This window comes from Chelatococcus asaccharovorans, from assembly GCF_003201475.1.
In the GTDB taxonomy this organism is placed as follows: Bacteria; Pseudomonadota; Alphaproteobacteria; order Rhizobiales; family Beijerinckiaceae; genus Chelatococcus; species Chelatococcus asaccharovorans.
Genome location: NZ_QJJK01000010.1, coordinates 1 through 18,552, shown reverse-complemented (window position 1 = coordinate 18,552; position 18,552 = coordinate 1). Strand labels below are relative to the sequence as shown.

General features: G+C 64.6%; 21 protein-coding genes. 19 read left to right on the top strand and 2 right to left on the bottom strand.

Annotation, left to right across the window (positions count from 1 at the left end; translation table 11 throughout):
- Positions 1 to 24 precede the first annotated feature (24 nt).
- The 9 genes from C7450_RS34700 (at position 25) to C7450_RS22330 (ending at position 7,810) form a co-directional block, all read left to right on the top strand.
- Positions 25 to 693 carry a DUF930 domain-containing protein gene (locus C7450_RS34700; protein ID WP_245450061.1) on the top strand — a complete coding sequence of 223 codons (669 nt, stop codon included), beginning with the start codon at positions 25 to 27 and terminating at the stop codon, positions 691 to 693.
- A 40-nt stretch (positions 694 to 733) separates the two neighbouring features.
- The gene (locus tag C7450_RS22365) at positions 734 to 1,081 is read left to right on the top strand and encodes a hypothetical protein (protein ID WP_146227459.1); all 348 of its coding nucleotides are present in this window, start codon (positions 734 to 736) and stop codon (positions 1,079 to 1,081) included.
- A 218-nt stretch (positions 1,082 to 1,299) separates the two neighbouring features.
- Positions 1,300 to 2,541: an ABC transporter substrate-binding protein gene (locus C7450_RS22360; RefSeq protein ID WP_146227457.1), complete on the top strand. Its 1,242-nt coding sequence runs from the start codon at positions 1,300 to 1,302 to the stop codon at positions 2,539 to 2,541.
- A 97-nt stretch (positions 2,542 to 2,638) separates the two neighbouring features.
- Entirely contained in the window at positions 2,639 to 3,523 is an 885-nt protein-coding gene (locus C7450_RS22355; protein ID WP_110376690.1) for a carbohydrate ABC transporter permease, read from the top strand.
- Positions 3,520 to 4,359, top strand: coding sequence for a carbohydrate ABC transporter permease (locus C7450_RS22350; RefSeq protein WP_110376689.1), 840 nt, complete (start codon positions 3,520 to 3,522; stop codon positions 4,357 to 4,359). Before C7450_RS22355 ends, C7450_RS22350 begins: the two co-directional genes overlap by 4 nt.
- Positions 4,360 to 4,372: 13 nt before the next feature.
- Positions 4,373 to 5,095 (top strand): ThuA domain-containing protein, encoded by a 723-nt coding sequence (locus C7450_RS22345; RefSeq protein WP_110376688.1) that lies wholly within the window; start codon positions 4,373 to 4,375, stop codon positions 5,093 to 5,095.
- Positions 5,092 to 6,312, top strand: coding sequence for a Tm-1-like ATP-binding domain-containing protein (locus C7450_RS22340; RefSeq protein WP_110376687.1), 1,221 nt, complete (start codon positions 5,092 to 5,094; stop codon positions 6,310 to 6,312). The genes C7450_RS22345 and C7450_RS22340 overlap by 4 nt, the downstream gene beginning before the upstream one ends.
- Entirely contained in the window at positions 6,302 to 7,147 is an 846-nt protein-coding gene (locus C7450_RS22335; protein WP_110376686.1) for a phosphoenolpyruvate hydrolase family protein, read from the top strand. The genes C7450_RS22340 and C7450_RS22335 overlap by 11 nt, the downstream gene beginning before the upstream one ends.
- Before the next feature lie 222 nt (positions 7,148 to 7,369).
- Positions 7,370 to 7,810 (top strand): SRPBCC family protein, encoded by a 441-nt coding sequence (locus C7450_RS22330; protein ID WP_110376685.1) that lies wholly within the window; start codon positions 7,370 to 7,372, stop codon positions 7,808 to 7,810.
- 139 nt (positions 7,811 to 7,949) lie between these two features.
- Here C7450_RS22330 and C7450_RS22325 read toward each other — a convergent pair whose 3' ends face one another.
- Positions 7,950 to 8,648: an IS6 family transposase gene (locus tag C7450_RS22325; RefSeq protein ID WP_110376684.1), complete on the bottom strand. Its 699-nt coding sequence runs from the start codon at positions 8,646 to 8,648 to the stop codon at positions 7,950 to 7,952.
- 122 nt (positions 8,649 to 8,770) lie between these two features.
- On the opposite strand from C7450_RS22325, the gene C7450_RS22320 reads away from it, so the two are divergent.
- The 10 genes from C7450_RS22320 to bktB all read left to right on the top strand — a co-directional run bounded on the left by C7450_RS22320 (position 8,771) and on the right by bktB (position 18,456).
- The gene (locus C7450_RS22320; RefSeq protein ID WP_281064284.1) at positions 8,771 to 9,154 is read left to right on the top strand and encodes a TetR/AcrR family transcriptional regulator C-terminal domain-containing protein; all 384 of its coding nucleotides are present in this window, start codon (positions 8,771 to 8,773) and stop codon (positions 9,152 to 9,154) included.
- A gap of 422 nt (positions 9,155 to 9,576) precedes the next feature.
- Positions 9,577 to 10,731, top strand: coding sequence for an FAD-dependent monooxygenase (locus tag C7450_RS22315; RefSeq protein WP_210206504.1), 1,155 nt, complete (start codon positions 9,577 to 9,579; stop codon positions 10,729 to 10,731).
- A complete protein-coding gene (locus C7450_RS22310; protein WP_110376682.1) occupies positions 10,731 to 11,225 on the top strand; it encodes an acyl-CoA thioesterase in 495 nt (164 codons plus the stop codon). The genes C7450_RS22315 and C7450_RS22310 overlap by 1 nt, the downstream gene beginning before the upstream one ends.
- Positions 11,222 to 12,361: a CaiB/BaiF CoA transferase family protein gene (locus C7450_RS22305; RefSeq protein ID WP_110376681.1), complete on the top strand. Its 1,140-nt coding sequence runs from the start codon at positions 11,222 to 11,224 to the stop codon at positions 12,359 to 12,361. The genes C7450_RS22310 and C7450_RS22305 overlap by 4 nt, the downstream gene beginning before the upstream one ends.
- Entirely contained in the window at positions 12,358 to 13,344 is a 987-nt protein-coding gene (locus C7450_RS22300; protein WP_110376680.1) for a hydroxymethylglutaryl-CoA lyase, read from the top strand. Before C7450_RS22305 ends, C7450_RS22300 begins: the two co-directional genes overlap by 4 nt.
- Before the next feature lies 1 nt (position 13,345).
- Positions 13,346 to 13,963 carry a VOC family protein gene (locus C7450_RS22295; RefSeq protein ID WP_210206503.1) on the top strand — a complete coding sequence of 206 codons (618 nt, stop codon included), beginning with the start codon at positions 13,346 to 13,348 and terminating at the stop codon, positions 13,961 to 13,963.
- Positions 13,960 to 14,238 carry a hypothetical protein gene (locus tag C7450_RS34320; protein ID WP_210206502.1) on the top strand — a complete coding sequence of 93 codons (279 nt, stop codon included), beginning with the start codon at positions 13,960 to 13,962 and terminating at the stop codon, positions 14,236 to 14,238. The genes C7450_RS22295 and C7450_RS34320 overlap by 4 nt, the downstream gene beginning before the upstream one ends.
- Positions 14,239 to 14,263: 25 nt before the next feature.
- The gene (locus C7450_RS22290; RefSeq protein WP_110376679.1) at positions 14,264 to 15,523 is read left to right on the top strand and encodes an alpha/beta hydrolase; all 1,260 of its coding nucleotides are present in this window, start codon (positions 14,264 to 14,266) and stop codon (positions 15,521 to 15,523) included.
- Positions 15,524 to 15,586: 63 nt separating this feature from the next.
- Positions 15,587 to 17,281, top strand: coding sequence for an AMP-binding protein (locus C7450_RS22285; RefSeq protein WP_110376678.1), 1,695 nt, complete (start codon positions 15,587 to 15,589; stop codon positions 17,279 to 17,281).
- Complete coding sequence (gene bktB, locus C7450_RS22280) at positions 17,281 to 18,456, top strand: beta-ketothiolase BktB (RefSeq protein WP_110376926.1); 1,176 nt, start codon at positions 17,281 to 17,283, stop codon at positions 18,454 to 18,456. The genes C7450_RS22285 and bktB overlap by 1 nt, the downstream gene beginning before the upstream one ends.
- Here the strand turns inward: bktB and C7450_RS35190 are convergent.
- A partial coding sequence (locus C7450_RS35190; RefSeq protein WP_146227229.1) for an integrase core domain-containing protein occupies positions 18,453 to 18,552 on the bottom strand: 100 nt, incomplete at its 5' end. The two genes, bktB and C7450_RS35190, sit on opposite strands and share 4 nt — an antisense overlap.

Here is an 18,552-nt window from a genome sequence, read left to right as displayed (position 1 = left end):
AGCAGGTGGGGCCTTGCGGGGTCCGTGCTCCTTCACATCCTGATGGGTGTTTTCATCCTGCTTTTGCCCACCGCGCCTAAACTGCCCGAGCAGCCGGAACAGGCTGTGGAGGTGGAAATCGTGATTCTTCCTCCGCCCCAAACCGAACAACAGGAGAAGTCGGCGCGGCAACCTGATCTTCCTCCTACACGGCAAGATGAGGGCGTGCCGGCGGACAAGCCGGGCGCGACGCTAAAGACGCCAGCGGTTCCAGAGGCCGTTCCGCCCGAGGTTCGCCCGCATGACGAGACGCCGGCGATGGTGAAGCCATCACGCATGTTGTCGGAGGAGGTGCTCGCCAATCCTCGGAGCCGGAAGGCCAAAGAGGAACTAGCAACACTGGCGCCGGCCGAGCGGATCGAGCAGCTTTGCGGGCTAGAAGCGATGGCTCAGGTCGGAGCATGGAGCGAGGACCTCAAGCCAGATCGTGTCGTGGCCTATGCTATGGCCGACCCGAAATTATCAGGAAACTCCCTCTCGGCAGACGGCGCCGCGCTGCATAGCAAGCAGGATTGGTATAGGTTGCGATTCAAGTGTGTCCTATCCTCGGATCATAAGAAGGTCGCCGCTTTTGAATTTCTCATGGGAGAACCTATTCCGAAGAAGGATTGGGAAGAGAACAATCTTCCTTCCGAGGGTAAGTCTCTCGATTAGGGATCCGTAAGTTTGCAACAGAAGAAACAAATATTTTTACATGCGTTCATTCATTGTCACTATTGCCGATTTCACTATTTATCTGCTTACCGCAGCGGCTAACGCGCAGCCATCTCGTCAGCAAATCACTGTGCCAACGCCGCGCGGACCGATTCTTGTCGAGAACTTCGGAAATTGTGAGAATGCGACATGTCCGGCCGTTGTGATCCTGAGTGGCAGCATGGGCTCCAGAGCGCTCGTTTATGATGAGATTGGACGGAAGTTCCGAGCGGCTGGTTTGAATGCCTATCTCGTTCATGTCCTGTCGGCGGACGATCTCGACGCAATCGGCACGGCAAGCAATGCGCAGGCGCGCATCACCTATTATGCGCGGCGGTTGCCGGAGTGAACTTCCGCCGTCCACGGCGTGGCAGCCTATCTTGAGAAAGAGCCGCGCCACGGCCGCGCAAATGCTACGGCCGCGGAGGGGGGCCGCCGGCTTTCGCGAGAGCGATCACGAGAGGGCGGTGTTACCCATAATTTCCCAAAAGACATCAGCGGATCATTGCGGCGGGTGGGACACCCCTGCCATGCTCCGCGCACAACGATAAAATCGGGAGGACTGCAGTGAGATCAAAACGATTGTCCGCGGGGCTTTTGTCCGTCGCGGCCGCTTTATCCCTGGTCGCCACGACCGCCATGGCTGCGCCCAAGACGGTCACGCTGTGGCATGTGTTCAACCTCGACACCGATATGATCTACGGTGGTATCGAAGCCTTCAACAAGGCGCAGGACGAATATCGCATCGAGGCGCGCGTGGTGCCCGCGACATCCATGGTCACCGAGTTGATCAAGGCGACCGCCACGGGCTCGGTGCCGGATCTCGCCACGCTCGATAATCCTGTCGTTGCGAGCTTTTCCGGCCAGGGCACGCTGACCGACCTGTCGCCTCTCGTCGCCAAGTCGGAGATCGTCAAGCCCGGCCTCTACTTCGAGGGCCCCTGGGCTTCGGCGCAGTGGCAGGGCAAGACCTTCGGAGTGCCGCGCGATGCCAATACGCTCGCGCTGTACTACAACGCCGACATGTTCCGCGCCAAGGGGCTCGACCCGGACAAGCCGCCGCGCACCTGGTCTGAGCTGAGGGCGGCGGCCGAGAAGCTGCGCGATCCCGCCAAGAACGTCTATGGCTTCGGCTTCAGCGCCATTCAGGCTGAGGAGGGCGTGTTCCAGTTTCTCCCGTTCCTGACGCAGGCCGGCGGCTCGATCGACAAGCTGGACCAGCCCGAGGCCACCGCAGCCCTGGATTTTCTCGTCGACATGATGAAGGCGGGCATCATCTCCAAGGACGTCATCAACCAGCGTCAATACGAGGTCGCCAACACCTTCATGGCCGGGAATACGGCGATCGCCTTCGGCGGCCCGTGGGAACTGCCGCGCATGGAGAAGGAGGCCAAGTTCGACTGGCGTCTGACCCTGCTGCCCGTGAAGGATGACAAGAACATCGCGGCGTCGGCGCTCGGCGGCTATGTCTTCGTCGTGCCGAAGGGCGCCAAGCAGCCCGAGGGCGCGTTCAAATTCATCGAGTTCATGTCAGACCCGAAGATCCTGAACGAGGGTTGGAAGACGGGGCGTCTGGCGCCGCGCACCGATGTGAAGGTCGAGAACCCGCGGTGGCCGCAGGCCTACGGCATCTATCGCGAGCAGATGCAATCGGCCAAGGCGCGTGGACCCCATCCGCAATGGCCGGATATCTCGAAGGCGCTGCAGACGGCGATCCAGGAGGCGTTGACCGGCGCGAAACCATCGGCGCAGGCGCTGCAGGACGCGGCCAAGAAGATCCAGCCCATTCTCGCAAAAACCCCACTCTGACCCGCTGGGCAGCCTCGCCTGTCCGGTGGGGCCCTTACTCGCCAAAGCTCGCGCCGGCCGGATCACCTTTCCGGCCGGCCGCTTCCGGAGCTGATTGATGGCAAAGGCTCAACAGCCGCTTCTTTATGTATTCCTTGCAATACCCGTCACGTATCTCGTGGCGCTCATCGGTTTTCCCGTGTTCTACAACCTCGTGATGAGCGTGCAGGATGTGAACCTGGGGAACATCTCGTCGATGATCCGCCCCTTCATCGGGCTGGATAACTACCGTGAGGTCATCGCGGATCCGTCATTCCGCAAGGTCTTCATCAATTCCATCCTCTTCGTCGGCGTCAATGTTGTCGCGCAGATCGTGATCGGCCTCTCCGTGGCCTTGTTCTTCTCGCGGGAGTTTCCCGGCGCGGGGTTGCTGCGCGGCCTCTTGCTCGCGGCATGGATGCTGCCCGCGCTCGTGGTCGGCGCCTTGTGGAAATGGATCTTCGCGACCGAATACGGTCTCGCCAACGCGGCCTTGACGTCGCTCGGCCTGGTCGACGCCGGCGTGCACTGGCTGTCGGATCCGCGTATCGCCCTGACCTCGGTGACGATCGCCAATATCTGGTTCGGCATGCCCTTCAGCATGATCCTGATCGCCGCCGCCCTCATCGCCATCCCGCGCGAACTCTATGAGGCGGCCGCGCTCGACGGTGCGGGTGCGGTCGCGCGGTTCCGTTACATCACCTTGCCGAGCCTGACCGCGACCCTTCTCGCCGTCGCCTGCCTCGTCACGATCTACACCATGCGGGCCTTCGACCTCATCTACGCGATGACACAGGGCGGGCCGCTGGACGCGAGCAACGTCTTGCCGCTCTTGTCATACCAATTCTCCTTCCAGCAGTTCAAATTCGGTATCGGCTCCGCGATCGGTACTTTTTCCTTCGTGATCGTCTTCGTCGTCGCGCTCGTTTACGTGCGCACGCTCAAGAAGGAGGCGGTATCGTGAGCGTCCGTATCGCGACCGCGCCGCGTGTCGGCTGGCCCTATACCTTGATCGCGATTTGCGGCGTCGCGCTTTATCTCTTCCCGATCTACTGGATGTTCACGTCGGGGCTCAAGACCTCGGCGGAGATCTTCGCCAATCCGCCGACGCTCATTCCGCAAAATCCGACGCTCGAGGCCTTTGCCCATGTCTTCGCCCGGGAGAACGTCCTCCGCTATTTGCGCAACAGCATCGCCATCGCCGCGCCGGTGACGATTCTCACGCTCGTCATGGGCGCCATGGGCGCCTATGCGATGAGCCGCCTGCGCAACCGGCTTGTCGATGTTGCCCTGGTCACGGTGCTGATGCTGCAAGTCTTTCCCGAGGCCTTGCTGGCGACGCCGATGTTCATCATCTTCCGGGCACTCGATATCCTCAATACCTTCGCGGCGGTCATTCTGGCGACAACCTCGAAGACATTGGCCTTTGCGCTGGTGGTGCTGCGCCCGATGTTCCGCCAGGTGCCGATCGAGCTTGAGGAAGCCTCCCGCGTCGATGGCTGCAACAGCTGGCAGACCTTCTGGCGCATCGTGCTTCCCTTGATGCGCACGCCGCTCATCGTCGTCGGCACGCTCGCCTTCGTGCAGGCCTACGGCCAGTTCGTCTATGCGCTGACCCTGATGAGCGACCAGGAGCTTCAGCCGGCGACGGTCGGCATCTACAGCTTCGTCGGCGCCGAATATGCGGACTGGCATCGTGTGATGGCCTTCTCCTCGGTCTTCGTCGCCCCCGTCATCATCCTTTTCCTCATCATGCAGCGGAAAATCGTCGCCGGCCTGACGGCTGGTGCGCTGAAATGAAGGGACGCCTGCCATGCGCGTGACCATCTGGAACGAATATCGCCACGAGAAAGCCAATCCGGCCGTGGCAGCAATCTATCCGCAGGGGATCCACGAGGCCTTGCGGGCGGGGCTCTCCCACCACGACCTCGGAGAGATCGGCACCGCAACGCTCGACGAACCGGCGCAGGGCCTGCCGGATGAAGTCCTCGACCAGACGGATGTGCTCGTTTGGTGGGGGCACCGTCACCATGACGAGGTCAGCGACGACCTCGCGATGCGCGTCTGCGCGCGGGTCCATGCGGGCATGGGCCTCGTCGTGCTGCACTCCGGGCATTTCTCCAAGGTGTTCAAACGCCTGATGGGGACCCCCTGCACCCTGAAATGGCGCGCCGACGGCGAGCGCGAACGCATCTGGACGGTCGATCCCTCCCACCCGATTGCAGCCGGCATTCCGGCCCATTTCACGCTCGAACGGGAGGAAATGTATGGCGAGCCCTTCGCCGTGCCGGCGCCGGACGAGATCGTCTTCCTCGGCTGGTTCAAGGGCGGCGAGGCGTTCCGCAGCGGCTGCTGCTACAAGCGGGGCCTCGGCCGCATCTTCTATTTCCAGCCGGGGCACGAAACCTTTCCCACCTATCATGATCCGACGGTCATCCACGTGATCGCCAACGGGATCCGCTGGGCCAGGCCGGATGCGATTGCGCAACAGGCCTTCGTCAACGAGCGCGTCGCTCCCATGGAGCCGATCCCATGACCGGCCGCGTCTATGTGGTGGGTACTGCCGACACCAAGGGCGCCGAGCTCGCCTATATCCGCGATCTCGTCCGTGCAGACGGCGTTGCGGCTGTTACGGCCGATCTCTCGACCCTGCCGCATGGCGGGGCGGCCGACATATCCGCCCGCGAGATCGCCGGCCACCATCCCGGCGGCACTGAAGCGGTCTTCACCGGTGACCGCGGCACGGCCGTCGCCGCCATGGCGGAGGCATTCCAGCGCTTCCTCGCCAGCCGCAATGATGTCGCCGGCGTAATCGGCATCGGCGGCTCGGGCGGCACGGCGCTGGTTGCGCCGGCCCTTCGGGCACTGCCGATCGGCGTCCCGAAGCTGATCGTCTCGACGGTCGCCTCGGGCCAGGTCGCCGGTTATGTCGGCCCGAGCGACATCGCCATGATGTATTCCGTGACGGATATCGCCGGGCTCAACCGCATAGCGCGCGTGGTTCTGGCCAATGCCGCCCATGCGATGGCCGGCATGGCGCGCCATCGCCCGAAGCGGGACAACCACGCCGAAACCAGGCCGGCCGTCGGCCTCACCATGTTCGGCGTCACCACGCCCTGCGTGAATGCGGTGACCGAACGTCTTGCGGCACGGTACGACTGCCTCGTCTTTCACGCCACGGGCACCGGTGGCCAGTCCATGGAAAAGCTCGCCTCGTCCGGGCTTCTCGCCGCGGTCGCCGATCTCACCACCACCGAGGTCTGCGATCGGCTGATGGGTGGCATCTTCCCCTGTACGGACGACCGGTTCGGTGCGATCGCGCGCTCAAAGGTGCCCTATGTCGGGTCCTGCGGCGCGCTCGACATGGTGAATTTCGGCGCGCCCGAGACGGTGCCGGAGCGCTATGCGGGCAGGCTGTTCTATCACCACAACCCGCAGGTGACGCTCATGCGCACGACAGCGGACGAGAACGCCCGCATGGGCGAGTGGATCGGCGAACGGCTCAACCGCTGCGAGGGCGAGGTCCGCTTCCTCCTGCCCCTCGGCGGGGTCTCCCTGCTCGATGCGCCCGGCCAGGCGTTCCATGATCCCGAGGCGGACGCCGCCCTCTTCAATGCGCTGGAGCGCACCGTAAAGCAGACGAAGCGACGAAGGATCATGCGTGTCCCCCACGCCATCAATGACGAAGCCTTTGCGGATATCGTCGTCCAAGAGCTTGAAGATGCAGTCCGGAGTGCCAGTCATGGCCGTTGATAGACAAGACCTCCTCGCCCGCTTCCGGGCCATGATCGCGCGGGGCGAGCCCATCATCGGCGGCGGGGCGGGCACGGGTCTGTCGGCCAAATGTGAGGAGGCCGGCGGCATCGACCTCATCGTCATTTACAATTCAGGCCGCTACCGCATGGCAGGGCGTGGTTCTCTCGCCGGCGTTCTCGCTTATGGCAATGCCAACGAGATCGTCGTGGACATGGCCCGCGAGGTCCTCCCGGTCGTGCGGCACACGCCCGTTCTGGCGGGTGTGAACGGCACCGATCCATTCTGCCATTTCGACAGCTTTCTCGATCATCTGAAAGCCATCGGCTTCGCCGGGGTGCAGAATTTCCCGACCGTCGGCCTGATCGACGGCGTCTTCCGCGCCAATCTGGAAGAGACCGGCATGGGCTACGACCTGGAGGTCGATCTCATCCGGTTGGCCCATGCCAAGAACATGCTGACGACACCTTATGTGTTCAACGAAGATGATGCCCGCGCCATGACCGAAGCTGGCGCCGACATCATCGTTGCCCATATGGGGCTGACGACGGGTGGCGCCATCGGTGCGGAGACCGCCCTGACCCTCGACGACTGCGTCGCGCGGATCGCCGCGATTGCGGCCGCTGCACGTGCTGTTCGCGACAACGTCATCATCCTGTGCCACGGCGGGCCGATTTCCACACCGGAGGACGCGCGCTATGTGCTCGACCGATGCCCGGCCTGTCATGGCTTCTACGGCGCCAGCAGCATGGAGCGCCTGCCCTCGGAGATCGCGCTCACCGAGCAGACGCGGCATTTCAAGACGATCCGTCGCACGGGCGGCGACGTGTCCTAGAGCATTTTCGCGTTTCTCCGAATCGCGAAAATGCTCCATGTCTTTGTTTTAGCGCATTTTCTTCACGCGAACCGGTGTCCACTTCGCTCGAAAATGCTCTAGAGCCGCTGAATTTGCTTGTTAATTTTGGAGCCGAGCCAAGTCCGCAACAGACGGACTTGCTCTGGAGATCCTGGAACGAACCAAACCTATTCGAGCAACAAGACTGCGGGAGAAAACGCGATGGCCAAGGTTTATGTCAGCGGAATCATCGACGCGCCCGTCGACAAGGTCTGGGCCTATGCGCGTGACTATAATGGTCACGGCGAGTGGCATCCCTTGATTGCGAAAAGCGACGTCGAGGATGGCAAGCCGAGTGATCAGGTCGGCTGCGTCCGTAATTTCACGACGACTGCAGGCGGCCACCTGCGCGAACGTCTGCTGTCCTTCTCCGATCTCGACCGCAGCTTCACCTATAACATCCTCGTCTCGCCGATGCCGATCGAGAACTATGTGGCGACTTTCGCGGTCAAGCCCATTACTGAAGGCAACAAGACCTTCGTGGAATGGTACGCCACCTTCGACGTCGGCCCGGAGGACGAGGCGCGCATTCGCCAGCAGGTCGGACAGGATACCTTCGCAGCGGGAATCGTCGCCCTGGAGAAGGCCGTCAAGGCGCGGTAGAACAAGTCCGTCTTTTGCGGACTTGCTCCGCTCAAAAATTAACGAGCAAATCCATAGACTTATATGGCATCAGACGATTCCATCTGGTTCTGTCGCAAACGAGGAAATGAGTTAGTGAACGTCTGCCTTGGCCCGTTCGTCAGTAGGCGAGGATTCCGAACTGCTCGACGATCGAGGGATGGGGATTGTAGGCATATCTCGCCTGACGTTTGCGCATCATGTGGATCATCTCGATGCCGGACAGGATGATTGTTGCGCTCGCCTGCGACTTGAAGCCGAGCATTGATCCGATGCGGCGCTTGATACGCCGATGATCCTGCTCGATGCGGTTGTTCAGGTACTGGCTCTGCCGAATGCGGATCGGCGTCAGATTTCGTCGTGAATGATCACGCAGCCGGCTTTCGCCATCGCAGGCAATGACCGCCTCGCGATTGGTCTGGCTACCGTCGATGACGATCCGCTCGGGGCGGCCATGGCGCTGAAACGCCCTGCGCAGGAAGCGCTTGGCAGCCATCAGATCGCGGCGTTCGCTGAAGAAAAACTCCACCGTGTCACCTGCACTGTCGATGGCCCGGTAGAGATACATCCATTGACCGCGGACCTTGATGTAGGTCTCGTCCAGGTACCACTTGCCGGTGACGGCCCGCTTGCGCCGGTTGAAGCGCTCCGGGAGCTGCGGCGCGAAGCGGACGACCCAGCGATGCACAGTGGAGTGATCGACGCTCAGGCCACGTTCCGCCATCATCTCTTCCAGATCACGCAGGCTGAGATTGTAGGCGGGGTACCAGCGTACACACAGCAGGATCACGGACCGGTCGAAATGACGACCCTTGAACATGGCGAACTCCCCGAAACCAAGGAGCCTTCATGCCCTCGCCGTCATTACCGAAGAGTTTGCGACAGAACCGTTCGGAATCCTCGCCTACTGACGAACGGGCCAAAGCAGACGTTCATTGACTCATTTCCTCGCTTGCGACAGAACCGAGGAGCGTCGCCACGAAATTCGTCGAGATCTTCCTGTCGGAGCACACCATGTTCCTGCAGCGCGCCGTCATCGGCGTCGTGCCGCGATTTCCGGCGATCGGAGCGGCGATCTTCGAAAGCGGCCCGAGGGCCCTCACGGAGCGTCTCGCGAAGCTTCTCGCAGAAGCGCATGAGGCCGGCCGGCTGCGGGTTGCGAACCCGGCCTTGGCCGCGGTCCAGTTTCTCAGCATCGTGAGAGGCGATCTCGACATCCGTGGCCTGCTGCTGCCGGCAACCCCGCCGCGCCGCGCCGAGATCGACGCGCAGATCGAGGCTGCGATCGAGTTGTTCCTGCACTTCTATGGGCCTTCCGAACCATAGCGCCGGTTCGCAGGCCTCTCGCCGGAGCCAAACCGGGCTGGTCCGCCTCGGCGCGTGCGCCGGCGCGCCCGGACATCACAACTTGGCCGGCAGAGTCCGGTCGGACCGGCTTCCCAACAGACCGAGATCCGGTCGCCCTCGGCGCTATGCGCCGCACAGCGGCCCCTGGCGACCCGCACGGATCACGGGCGCGATCGCAAGTCGCTTGACTCGACACGAGAGTCGAATAATAGTCGATGAAGTCGATGTCCGATCGACTGCCTCCTTCACAAGAGAGCGGCGGGTGGGGTTTCGCCTATGCAGGGAGCATCGTGTTCAGCGGATTGGCGTGACGCTCTGCCCGAGACATGGCGGGTTTCACGCATGCGCGGATCGAGTCCGCGCGGCGGCCGCGACCATGCCGCTCGCCCGCCGAGGACTGAATGATGAAGATCAAGGTTATCGGAGCCGGGCCGGCCGGGCTTTACTTTGCGCTGCTGGCGAAAAAGCGTCTTCCCCATTGCGAGATCGAGGTTTTCGAGCAGAATCCGTGCGACGCCACCTATGGCTTCGGAATCGTGCTGGCCGATCGCGGCCTGTCGCGGATGGAGCGGGCGGATCCTGATTCCTTCGCGCGCCTCTCGGCAGCGATGTATGTGACGCGGCATCAAATCCTGCGCCATCGCGAGGATTCCGTTTTCATCGAGGGGGTGGCGTTCGGCGGGGCGGTGCCTCGGCTGAGGTTGTTGAACATCCTTCAGGATTGCTGCGAGGAAGCCGGGGTCCAGGTCCATTACGAAAGGCGGGTCGAGGCGAACGCGCTCGACGCCGACATGATCGTCGGGGCCGACGGCATCAACTCGCTCGTTCGCGCTGGCAACGAGGCGGCTTTCGGCGCGACGACGCGCACGCTCTCGAGCCGCATGGCCTGGTATGGCACGAAGCGACATTTCCCCTATCCCGTATTGGTGTTCCGCAAAGCGGGACAAGGTCATTTCATCGCCGTCGCCTATCCCTACAGCGAAGCCATGAGCACAGTCGTGATCGAATGCGACGCTGCGACTTGGCAACGCTGCGGTCTGGCGGCGATGAGCGACCGCGAGCGCCAGACCCTCGCCGAACGGATCTTCGAGCCGGAACTGCGCGGCGAACCGCTGCTCTCCAACCACTCCATTTGGCGCAATCTGCCGGTGATCCGCTGCAGTCGCTGGCATGCGGGCAACACCGTTCTGATCGGCGACGCCCTGCACAGCGCCCATCCATCAATCGGATCCGGAACCCGCATCGCGATGGAAGACTCCATCGCGCTTGCCGATGCGCTCAAGGACCATCCCGACGACGTGCAGGCGACCTTTCGCGCCTTCGAGGCGATCCGCGCGCCCCAGAAGCAGAAGATGCTCGACGCCACCGAAGGCAGCTTCACCTGGTATGAGACCTTCCCGGATCGCATGGCGAGGCTGGGGCCGGTGGATCTCGTCTTCGACTATCTCCAGCGGACCGGCCGTATCTCCGATGAGCGGCTGAGCCAGGAATTTCCCCGTTTCGTCGATCGATACGGCACATTCTCCGACAGACGTCTCGAGACGGTTGGCGCGTGATGGCCGACATCTCCAGCCATGGCGACGAATATCTTCTCCGCACCCGTCCCGTGACGGTTCGGCGGCGGGTCCGCTGGGGAGAATGCGATCCGGCGGGTGTCGTCTACACGGCGCGGTTCTCGGATTATGCGCTCAGCGGTTTCGAGTATCTGATCAGCCATCTGCTCGGTGCGCCGATGCATCAGGCCCTGGACGGCGCCGGATGGGGGCTGCCGATGAAGGCGCTGAATCTCACCTTTCACCGTTCGCTCTGGCCGGGAGAATGGTTCGACATGCAGATGCGCGTCGGAGCCTTGCGCACCCGAACCTTCGATCTCGCGCTGGAGGCCCGGCATGTCGAAAGCGGGGAGCCCTGCTTTTCGGCTGCTCTCACCCCAATCGTCATCGAACCGGCGACTCGGCGCGCCTGCGCCATCCCCCAAGCTCTGCGCGAGAGGTTGGAGGCTTACGCGCGGCAGGCCGACGCTGCTCCCGGCGAGGAGCGGAATCCATGAAAGCGCTTCCCCTCGACGGCATCCGCGTCATCGAACTGGGCTCCACTGTCGCGGCGCCGGCGGCCGCGCGTCTGCTGGCCGATTTCGGCGCCGATGTCGTCAAGATCGAGCCGCCCGAGGGCGACCATCTGCGCCGCTGGGGCGAGCTTGCTCCCGACGGCACCTCCTGGTGGTTCAAATCGCATAACCGCAACAAATCCTTCGTCTGCCTCGATCTGCGGCAACGCGATGACCGCCTTCGCGCTCGCGAGCTGATCCTCGGCGCCGACGCCGTCATCGAGAATTTCCGCCCCGGGGTGATGGCGGGCTGGGGGATGGGCTATGCCGAGCTCGCCGCGGAACATCCCGGGCTGATCTATGTTTCGATCTCGGGCTACGGACAGGACGGCCCCAAGGCGGAGCGTCCCGGCTTCGGCCATATTGCCGAGGGCATCAGCGGTTTTCGGTACGTCACCGGCTATGAGGACCGGCCGCCGGTGCGGGTCGGGCTGTCGGTGGGCGACGAGATTGCGGCGCTGTACGCCGCCTTCGGGACGCTCGCCGCCCTCCAGGCCCGCAGGCGCGACGGGCGCGGCGACCATATCGACGTATCGCTGGTCGAAGGGCTGTTCAGCCTGTCAGAGGCGCTCCTGCCGGAATATGCCCATGCCGGCCGCGTCACGGAACGCGCCGGAAATCGCTATCTGCGCGCGGCGCCGAGCGGAATCTATACGACCGCCGATGGCCGCCATCTGTCGATCGCGGCCAATTCCGAACCGATCTTCCGTCGCCTTTGCGCCGCCATGGGGCAGGAGGGCACCGCCGCCGACCCGCGCTTCGCCACCAACCAGGCCAGAATCGGTCATAGCGCCGCGCTCGACGACATCATCTCCGCCTGGGCCGGCGCAAGGGCGCTGGAGCCCGCCTTGGCGATCCTGGCGGCGGCTGGCGTTCCCGCAGGCCCGGTCAATTCGATCGCCGACATCGTCGCAGACCCGCATTTTCAAGCGCGCGGCGCGATCGCGGAGGTCAGCAGCGACGATGGCGATCGGATCGCCACGCCGGGTCTGGTCCCGCGTCTGCGCAACCATCCCGGGCGGCTCGCTCACGCGGCCAGGGCGGTCGGTGCCGATCAACACAGGGTGGACGAGCGGTGACGGTCGATGTGACGGTGGTCGAGGTCGCGCCGCGCGACGGCTTCCAGTCTCTGCGCGACATCGTGCCGACGCAGGAGAAGATCGAGATCGTCGAGGCGCTCGCGGCGGCCGGCTTCGCGCGCATGGAGATCGGCGCCTTCGTCAGCCCGCGTGCTCTGCCGCAGATGACCGATGCGGCGGCCGTTGCCGCAGCTTGCCTGCCGCGGCTCGACGCTTGCCGCCCCGCCGCGCTGGTGCCCAATCGCCGGGGCGCCGCCGCGGCGATTGCGGCCGGCCTGCGCGAACTCGTCTTCGTCCTGTCCGTCTGCGAGCGGCACAACCGCGCCAATGTCGGCTGCGATACCGCGCGATCCGTCGCCGAGCTCGCCGGCCTAGTCGCCGAGCATGACGCGGAGCTGGCGCATCTTCGCATCGATCTGGCGACGAGCTTCGACAGCCCGTTCGAGGGAGCCGTGCCGATGGCGCGCACGCTCGAGCTGATGCGGCAGGTCCTGACCCTTGCGCCTCACGCGGAGATCTGTCTCTGCGACACCACGGGGCGCGCATTTCCCTCTCAGGTCCGCGCCCTGTTCGATCAGGCCATGCGCGGCAGCGGCGCGGGCGGAGTCGCCTTCCATCCGCATGACACTTACGGCTTTGCGATCGCCAATGTGCTCGCTGCCGCCGAAAGCGGCGTCAGAGTCTTCGACGCGGCAGCGGGCGGCCTCGGCGGCTGCCCTTTCGCCCCCGGCGCCACCGGCAATGCGGCTTCCGAGGATGTCGCCTTCGCGCTCGCGTGCGAAGGTCTGCAGACGGGGCTCGATCCGGCACGGCTGCTGGCGGCGGCGGACCGCGTCGCCGCGCTCGGGCCGGCCGCCGCCGCCGGCCATCTGCGAACCGCCCCGCGCGCCCGGCTGCTGGAAGACTGGACGAAGCGCGCCGTGACGTTCGGCTCCGAGGCCGCGCCGCGAGAGCGTTACAACGAGACAATCAGGAGGACATGAGATGTCGAACCATCCGGAAACATTGCGGCTCAACGGCGTCGACCACACCGCCCATCCGACTTGGAAGCTCAAGGAAACGGTTCACTTCTACCGCGACATCATGGGGTTGCCCCTCGTCCACGCGGTGACAGCGAAAGGTTGGGGCCGCGTCGATGAACAGCATGCGGACTTCCTGCATTTCTTCTTCGACAGCGGCAATGAAAGCCTGATCGCCTTCTTCCATTACATCGGCACCGAGCAGCCGCCGGAGCTGAAAGTGCCGCGCGGCTACATGTCGCTGGCCAACCACACCGCCTGGCGGGTCTCGACCGAGGCTGAACTTCTGGCATGGCAGAAACGTCTGCAGGACGCCGGCGTGAAGGTCAGCCAGTTCATCACCCATGAAATCATCGAATCGATCTATTTCCGGGATCCGAACGGCTATCCGCTCGAGATCACGCGCTCGCTGCGCGATGTCGAGCAGATCGACGCGGTCGATGCTGAGCTGACGATCGAAGCGGCGCTGCGGCTCGAAGGAGCGGAAGGCTGGACGAATATCGAGCAGTTCTGGCGGGCCAAGGGCGAACTCGTGCGAGCCCGGCAGGACGCCGCCCTCTCGGGAAGGGAGACGGCGCGATGAGCGGCTTCTATGTTCTGGACGTCCCCGATTTCCGGTCCCTGGTCGAGAATGCCCGCCGGGATCCCGCCTGCACGGTCCATGACGTCGTCGCCGGCTACACCTTCATCGAATTCCATGAAGAGATCGAAATCGACCGCGCCGCGACGAAGCTCGGCGAAGCGGTCTGGTTCGGCTGCCTGACGGGCGGCCTGGATGGGCGGATCACGCATTTTTCTCCCGGAAAGCTGCGTCTTGCGCCAACCAACCTGCCGATCCTCCCCGACCAGGGACATTGACGGCGATGACGGAGAAGAGCCTGCGATGAGCACCGAGTCACAAGCGGGGAAGATCGAGCGCAGGGTGACCGCGGGGCTGCGGGGCGCCTCCTGGAACCCCGCGCTCCTGCCTGAAACCATGCGCAGCCGGGTGATGCCACTCGCCACGGAGGACGGCGCCCAGATCGTCGGTTGCCTTCATGCGCGCGGAGGGGAAACCACCGCCATCGTCATCATGCATCCGCGCGAATTGCTGTTGACGCATTACATGGTGCCGCATCTGGTTGCGGCCGGCTATGCCTGCTGGGTTCAGGGCGCGCGCAGCGTCGGCAACGACATCAGGCTGGAGCATGAAACCGCCCTGCTCGATCTCGCCGCCGGGCTCGCCTTCCTGCGCGAGGCCGGCTTCGCGCGTATCGTGCTGCTCGGCAATTCCGGCGGAGCCGCGCTCTTCGCCTTCTACATCCAGCAATCGGAAGCCACGGGGACGCAGCGGATTGCCCGCAGCCCCGGCGGCCGTCCGACGGGGCTCGCCGAAGCCCATCTGCCGCGGGTCGATGGGCTGATCGGGCTCGCGCCGCACCCCGGACAGGGCAAGCTCCTGCAAAACCTGATCGACCCTTCCGTCACCGATGAAGACGATGCGATGTCGGTTGATCCGGCGCTCGATCCGTTTTCGCCGGCCAATGGTTTCGAGCCGCCGCCGGGAGGCGCGCGCTACACCGCCGATTTCGTCGCCCGCTATCGGGCGGCACAGGCGGAGCGCGTCGCGCGGATCGATGCCCGCGCCCGCGGGCTGATTCAGGCCCGGCTGGAGGAGCGCAAGCTGATCAAGTCCGGGCAGGGCGGCGATCCGCGCCGCGCCGCTTTCGGCGGCGTGTTCCAAGTCTGGCGGACCAACGCTGATCTGCGGTGCTACGATCTCTCGCTCGATCCGTCGGACCGGCATTGGGGCACGGTCTGGGGCGCCGACCCTTACGCCTCGAATCTCGGCAGCATCGGATTCGCGCGGGTCTGCACCCCGGAGAGCTGGCTCTCGACCTGGTCGGGACTGTCGTCGAACGCATCCTTCGAGCGCTGCGGCCCCGCCATCCATCAGCCGACGCTCATCATCGGATATTCCGGCGACAACACCGTGTTCGGCACGGAGCTGGACGCGATCTTCGCGTCGGTCGCGGCGCCGGACAAGCGCCGTCACTCCGTGCGCGGAAACCATCACGGCCAGCCGCTCGAGCCGGACGAGCGTCCCGGACAGGAGATCGCCGCGACCCTGATCCGCGATTGGCTGGAGGAACGCTTCCGCTGACCGGCCGAGCCGGCCGGCAGACCGATGCGATCGATAAAAAACAGGACCGAGGGAGGTTGAACCATGCAGAACCAGGTGAGAAATCCGCTGCCCGGCGTCGTTTACGCGGACCCCGAGCGTCTGCGCCGTTATGTCGAGGCCGGCGCGCTGCCGCTCGAATCGTTGGCGACGGCCTTCCGCCGGTCCTTCGCCCGGCACGCCGCGCGGATCGCCCTTTACACCCCCGAAGGTGACGTGACCTATGCCGAGCTCGACGAGATCAGCGACCGTTTCGGCGCCGCCCTGATTGGGCTCGGGATCAAGCCGCAGGAGCGCGCGCTCTTCCAGAGCGGCAATTGCCGCGAGCTTCTGTTCGCCTTCATCGGCTGTCTCAAGGCCGGCGTCATTCCGGTCTGCACCCTCGCCTCGCATCGCGAGCACGAGATCGGCTATCTCGGCTGCCACGCCGATGCCCGCATCCACATCGTTCAAGGCGACGACCCGAAGGCGGATCTGCCGGCCTTCGCACTGAAGATGACGGCGGAGATTCCGACCATGCGGCATGTGATCGTGCTTCGCGGCCGCCGCGACGGCTGCCTGTCCTTCGACGACCTGCTCGCCGCGACGGATCCGAAGGCCGCGCGCCGGACGGTGGAGGCGATCGAGCATGATCCGTTCCAGGTCTGCGTATTCCAGCTTTCGGGTGGCACCACCGGCGTGCCCAAGATCATTCCGCGCATGTCGAACGATTATCTGCTGAACATGCTGCTTACGGCGCAGACGCTCGGCTATACAGCGGAGGATGTGATGTTCATGCCGATGCCGATGATCCACAATGCCTGCATGGTCTGCTTCTGGGGGCCGACCCTGCTCAGCGGTGCGGCCTTCGCGATTCCGGCAGAGATGACGCCGGAGGCCTGGGGCGACATCCTACGCCGCGCTCGGCCGACCTGGCTGGGCTTGATCCGGCCGCTGCTGCCCCGGCTGGAGACCATGCTGGACCGGGGACTCGCGACGCTGGACCGCGTCAGGGCCGTCTGGTCGCCCGATGCGGCACGGGTTTTCCGGACCAAATTCGGCTTACCGAGCCACAGCATGTTCGGCATGACCGAGGGAGTGAACATGTACACCCATCTCGACGATCCGGAGGAGGTCATCGACTGGGGTGTCGGCCGGCCGATGTCCGCTTTCGACGAAGTCCGCCTGGTCCGGGCGGGCACGGATGAGGAGGTCGAGGACGACGAGCCCGGCGAACTCGTCTGCCGCGGACCCTATACCTTCGCCGGCTATTACAATGCCCCGGACCGCAATGCGCAATGCGTCGATGCACAGGGCTTTTATCGGTCCGGCGATCTGCTGATCAGGCGCCGGATCGATGGCGAAACCTATTACGCCTTTTCGGGGCGCAACAAGGATCTGGTCAATCGCGGCCATGAGAAGGTCAACGCCGAAGAGCTCGAGACCGCGGTGGTCGCGCATCCGGCCGTGCTGCAATGCGCGGTCATCGGCATGCCGGATGCGACGCTCGGCGAACGGATCTGCGTCTATATCGTGCCGAGGGAGCGCCAGCAGGCTCCCACCGTCGCTGAGCTCGGCTCCTTTCTGGAGAGCCAGGGGCTTGCCAAGTTCAAATGGCCCGAGCGGGTCGAAACCATAGAAGCCTTGCCGGTGACGCGCGTCGGCAAGCTCGACAAGGCCATCCTGCGCGCCGACATCGCGGCCAAGCTCGGCGTTTCGGTCGACGAGCCCGGCCGGGGCGGCTGGAGGAAACAGGCATGATGCGGGAGGTCGTGGTCCTCGCCGGCGCTCGTACGGCGATCGGCGGCTTCGGCGGTGCCCTCTCCGGCTTCGCGCCCCATGAACTGGGGGTCGTCGCCGCACGGGCGGCGATCGAGCGCTGCGGGCTTCCGCCGGAGCGGATCGGCACGGCGGTGTTCGGCCATGTCATCAACACCGAACCGCGGGACATGTATCTGTCCCGCGTCGCGGCGATGGGGGCAGGCGTTCCGGAAACGGCGACGGCGATGAGTGTGAACCGCCTCTGCGGCTCCGGCGTGCAGGCGATCGTCTCCGCCGCCCAGGCGCTGCTGCTCGGGGAGGCGGATTTCGCCCTGGTGGGCGGGGCCGAATGCATGTCGCGCGCGCCCTACAATCTTCCCTCCGCACGCTTCGGCCAGAAGATGGGCGATGCGGTGATGGTCGATATGCTGTCGGGCACGCTGACATGTCCCTTCGGGAGCGGCGCCATGGGGATCACGGCGGAGAATGTGGCGGCCCGCCACGGTATCAGCCGCGCCGACCAGGACGCCTTCGCCCTGGAAAGCCAGAGCCGGACCGCCCGCGCCCAGGCCGAGGGCCGCTTCGCGGATCAGATCGTCGCGGTCGAGGTCAAGACGCGCAAGGGACCGCTGCAGTTCGCCATCGACGAGCATCCCAAGCAGACCTCCGCCGAGGCGCTTGCGGGCTTGCGGCCAGTCTTCCGGAAGGACGGAACCGTGACGGCCGGAAACGCCTCGGGCATCAATGACGGGGCTGCGGCGCTGGTTCTGGCGCGCGCAGAGACCGCACGGCAGGCCGGCTGCGAGCCCTTGGCGCGCCTCGTCGGTTATGCCGTGGCCGGTGTCAGCCCCGATGTCATGGGACTCGGGCCCGTACCCGCGGTCCAGCGTCTGCTGCAGGCGACCGGCCTCGCCGTGGCGGATTTCGACGTCGTCGAGTCGAACGAGGCCTTCGCGGCCCAGGCCGTCGCCGTGACGCGGGCCCTCGATCTCGATCCGGCGCGGGTGAACCCGAATGGCGGCGCGATCGCGCTCGGCCATCCCGTCGGCGCGACCGGGGTCATCCTCGTGATCAAGGCCCTGCACGAGTTGATACGGACCGGCGGGCGCCGGGGTCTGGTGACGATGTGCATCGGCGGCGGCCAGGGAATCGCATTGGCCATCGAGCGGCTCTAGATGTCGTTTCCAAGAAGGTTGTTCAGCCTCTGGAATGGCGGGATGCCGTTGAGGGCCGAGTGGGGTCGTCGGGTGTTGTAGGCGTCGATCCAGGAG